General features: G+C 63.4%; 4 protein-coding genes. All 4 read right to left on the bottom strand.

Annotated features, from left to right (window positions below):
- The coding region (locus tag ACTJGZ_RS15820) for an ABC-F family ATPase (RefSeq protein WP_441663850.1) at positions 1-1,564 on the bottom strand (1,564 nt) is incomplete at its 3' end.
- A gap of 151 nt (positions 1,565-1,715) precedes the next feature.
- On the bottom strand, positions 1,716-2,639 hold the full coding sequence (locus ACTJGZ_RS15815; protein ID WP_441663849.1) for an LD-carboxypeptidase: 924 nt from the start codon (positions 2,637-2,639) through the stop codon (positions 1,716-1,718).
- Positions 2,636-3,181 (bottom strand): tRNA adenosine(34) deaminase TadA, encoded by a 546-nt coding sequence (gene tadA / locus ACTJGZ_RS15810; protein WP_441663848.1) that lies wholly within the window; start codon positions 3,179-3,181, stop codon positions 2,636-2,638. Before tadA ends, ACTJGZ_RS15815 begins: the two co-directional genes overlap by 4 nt.
- Entirely contained in the window at positions 3,178-3,909 is a 732-nt protein-coding gene (locus ACTJGZ_RS15805) for an LrgB family protein (RefSeq protein ID WP_441663847.1), read from the bottom strand. The genes tadA and ACTJGZ_RS15805 overlap by 4 nt, the downstream gene beginning before the upstream one ends.
- Between the last annotated feature and the right edge of the window lie 106 nt (positions 3,910-4,015).

Raw genomic sequence — 4,015 nt, 5'->3', positions numbered from 1 at the left:
AGGTACCGCGGTAATCATTGATCTGGCCGCCTTCCTGGATTTCGAAGATGCGCGTGGCCAGGCCGCTCACGAACTCGCGGTCATGCGACACGAAGATCAAGGTGCCCTCGAATTTTTCCAGCGCCAGCTGCAGCGATTCGATGGATTCCATATCCAGGTGGTTGGTCGGCTCATCCATCAGCAAGACGTTGTGACGGCCCAGCATCAGGCGGCCGAAGGTCATGCGGTTTTTCTCGCCGCCCGACAGAACGCGCGCTTTCTTGGGCAGGTCATCGCTGGAGAACAGCAGGCGCCCCAGCACGGAACGGATGGATTGATCTTCATCACCGGCCTGGCGGAAGCGGCTCATCCAGTCGAAGAGCTGCTGATCCGTATCAAACTGGTCGGAGACGTCCTGCGCCATATAGCCGATATCGGCGTTTTCAGACCACTTCACTGTCCCGCGGTCCGGGGCCAGGTCACCGGCCAGCATGCGCAGCAAGGTCGTCTTACCCACGCCGTTGGCACCGATGATGGCGATTTTCTCGCCCGCTTCAACCATGGCCGAGAACGGCTGAATGACCGGCTGATCGTAGGCTTTGGTGATGCTTTCCACCGTCAATGCCTGACGGTGCATGACCTTGTTCTGCTCGAAGCGGATGTACGGGTTCTGACGCGAAGACGGCTTGACCTCAACCGTATCGGCCTTGATGCGGTCGATCTGCTTCAGGCGCGACGTTGCCTGGCGCGACTTCGACTTGTTGGCGGCGAAGCGGCGGACGAAATCCTGCAGTTCGGTAATGCGTTCCTTGGCCTTGCTGTTGGCCGCCATCACACGCTCGCGGGCCTGCGCCGAAGCCAGCATGTAATCATCGTAATTGCCGGGGTAAATGCGCAATTCACGGTAATCCAGGTCAGCCATGTGGGTGCAAACCTGATTCAGGAAGTGGCGGTCGTGGCTGATGATGATCATGGTGCTCTGATAACCGTTGAGCACTTCTTCCAGCCAATGGATGGTGTGAATATCCAGGTTATTGGTCGGCTCGTCGAGCAGCAGCACGTCCGGCGCGGAAAACAGCGCCTGCGCCAGCAGCACGCGCAGCTTCCAGCCGGGGGCGACTTCGCGCATGGGCAGATTGTGCTGCTCGACCGGAATTTCCAGGCCCAGCAGCAGCTCCCCTGCGCGCGCCTCAGCGGTATAACCGTCATATTCGGCGAACAGCGCCTCCAGGTCAGCGGCCCGCATGTAATCTTCTTCGGTCGCTTCCGGGTTGGCGTAGATCGCATCGCGCTCGCTCATGGCCTGCCACATTTCGGCGTGGCCCATCATGACCACATCCAGCACCCGGACATCTTCGAATGCGAACTGATCCTGGCGCAGCTTGCCCAGCCGCATGCCCGGATCCAGCGTCACATTGCCCGCGCTCGACTCCAGATCCCCCCCGATGATTTTCATGAAGGTGGATTTGCCGGAACCGTTCGCGCCGATCAGGCCATAGCGGTTGCCATCGCCGAACTTAACGGAAACGTTTTCGAACAGGGGTTTCGGGCCGAACTGAATAGTGAGATTGGCTGTAGAGATCACGATAAGGGATGAGAAGAAACGGATTGGCGGCCTGCCTTACTGCCGTACAGGCCAGGCAGACGCCGCCTGGCGCCAGGGGGAAATGCCTGGGGAAACAGGGAGTGTACCAAGCGCGGCTTACAAACGCACCTCGTGCCCCTGCCCGCCAGGCTCAGGCACGCATCAAACGGGCGCGCCCGGGTTCCAGTTCGAAACGGACGCGTGCGCCTACGGGCAGCGTCAGAATTTCCGGGACATGGCCATGCGGTAGGCCGCCGATCAGCGGGGTATCCACTTGCTGAGCCAGCCAATCGAACACTTGCGCCATATCATGGCCGTCCTGCCTGGCAGGGTCACCGCTCTCAGTGAAACGGCCCAGCAATATGGCTTGCTGCTGCGCCAGGATCCCCGCGTGCAGCAATTGGCTCAGCATGCGTTCCACCCGGAAAGGCGCTTCGCCGATATCTTCCAGAAACAGGATGCCGCCGGGCACGACCGGCAGATAAGGTGTCCCGATCAAAGAGGCCACCAAAGCCAGGTTGCCGCCCCACAGCGTTCCTTCGCAGCGCAAGGCGCCCGCGCTGGCGCCATGGGCGCCGCCCGCAGGCAACAGCGGCGCGAAATCCGCCAGCAAGGCCGCGCCTTCCCGCGCCGCCAGAAAACTGGCCGTCATGCGCGGATCGGGTTCCGCCGCGCCAAAATCACCGCACACCATAGGCCCGGCATCGCTGCCAGCGCCGGTGAGCGCGAGCAATCCCAGGCTGAATGCCGTGCAATCGCTATATCCGACAAAACGTTTGCCGCTCGCCGCCCAGCCCGCCCAATCCAGGTACGGCAGCAGCCGGCTCAGGCCGTAACCGCCACGCGTCGCCATGACAATCTCCGCCGGTTGCAACCTGGCCCGCTCGAAGGCGGCCAGCCGCTCTTCATCGGTACCGGAGAAACGCTGGTAGCGCCCCGCCGCGGCCGGATCCAGCGTCACCGTGAAGCCCAGGGCGCGCAGATGCTCAACGCCCCGGGCCAGCACGGCCGGATCCCGGATTGCCCCGGCGGGGGACATCACATAAATGGCGCGCGAGCCGTTGTCATGCCTCATTTTTCCTGCTCCTGCTGCATTTTCTGACGCTGGCGGCGTTCACGGAAAAAAGCGCGCAACTGCTCGCCGCATTCCTCCGCCAGCACCCCGCCCTGCACTGCTGTGTGATGGTTCAGGCTGGTGCACGCAGGCAAATCCAGCACGCTGCCGCAGGCCCCTGTCTTGGGGTCGCTCGCGCCGAATACCACCCGCGCCAAACGGGCATGCATGATGGCGCCGACACACATGACACACGGCTCCAGGGTGACGTACAGCGTCGCCCCGGGTAAACGGTAGTTGCCCTGGCCGGCAGCAGCCAGCCGCAAGGCCACGATTTCCGCATGGGCGCTCGGGTCATTATCCCCAATGACGCGATTGCCGCCCAAGGCCAGTTCCCGCCCTTCGGCATCGACAATCACCGCCCCGACCGGCACCTCGCCGCGCGCTGCCGCCTGCGCCGCCTGCAGCATCGCCTGGCGCATGCGCGCCGCGTCTGTCAGCGCCTGCCCGGGCGGCAGGTCTGCGCCGGGCAGGCACGCGCCGTTCGTCTGCGCGCCCTTCATTCGAACAGCCACATGATGACGGGCGCCATCCACGGCGCCAGCGCGGCCGTGACAATGCCATTAAGGCCCATGCCCAGGCCTGCGAAAGCGCCCATTTCCATGGATACCTGAAAAGCTCGCGCAGTGCCGATGCCATGTGACGCAACGCCCAGCGCGAAACCGCCAAGCACGGAAGACTCCATGCGCATGAGCCGCAAAACAGAAACCCCGGCAATCGCGCCTATCATGCCAGCCACCAGCGTAAAGGAGACCGCCAGCGATGGCAGCCCGCCCAGGTGTTCGGCCACGCTCATGGCAATCGGCGAGGTGGCGGATTTAGGCACCATAGACATGGCCAGCACCTTATCTCCGCCCATCATCAGCACCAGCGTCGTGCCGGAACCAATGGCGACCACAGACCCCGCCAGCAAGCCTGCCGTCAGCGGCCGCCAGGCTTGCTTGAGCCTGGGCCAGAGCCGCGCCAGCGGCACCGCCAGCGCAACCGTGGCTGGGCCCAGCAGGAAATGGATGAACTGCGCGCTGTCGAAATAAACCTCGTAGGGAATCCCGGCAAGCCCCAGGATAGAGGCCACGATCAGCACGGAAATCGCCACCGGATTGGCCCAGGGCGCCCTGCCCAGACGATTGTGCGCCCATTGCGCAACCAGGAAAGCGCACAGTGTCAGCGTGACGCCTGGCAACGGCGAGGCCGTCAGGCTAGCCAGCCATCCTTCTGCCGTCTCAGTCATGCGCGTCTCCCGCCGCGCGCTTGCCGTCGGCGTCACTCATCCAGCGCGCCGCCAGCCCGGTTACCGCCAGGGTCAGGATGGTGCTGATCAGCAAGGACAACAAAAT

It is taken from the genome of Kerstersia sp., assembly GCF_052103615.1.
Lineage (GTDB): Bacteria > Pseudomonadota > Gammaproteobacteria > Burkholderiales > Burkholderiaceae_B > Kerstersia.
The sequence above is the reverse complement of the archived record's forward strand: the minus strand, read 5'-3'. Positions and strand labels throughout refer to the sequence as shown.

Bases quoted from the DNA above. Each gene is read 5' to 3' on its own strand.
- ACTJGZ_RS15805 (WP_441663847.1), bottom strand. From the start codon at position 3,909: ATGACTGAGACGGCAGAAGGATGGCTGGCTAGCCTGACGGCCTCGCCG.
- tadA (WP_441663848.1), bottom strand. From the start codon at position 3,181: ATGAAGGGCGCGCAGACGAACGGCGCGTGCCTGCCCGGCGCAGACCTG.
- ACTJGZ_RS15815 (WP_441663849.1), bottom strand. From the start codon at position 2,639: ATGAGGCATGACAACGGCTCGCGCGCCATTTATGTGATGTCCCCCGCC.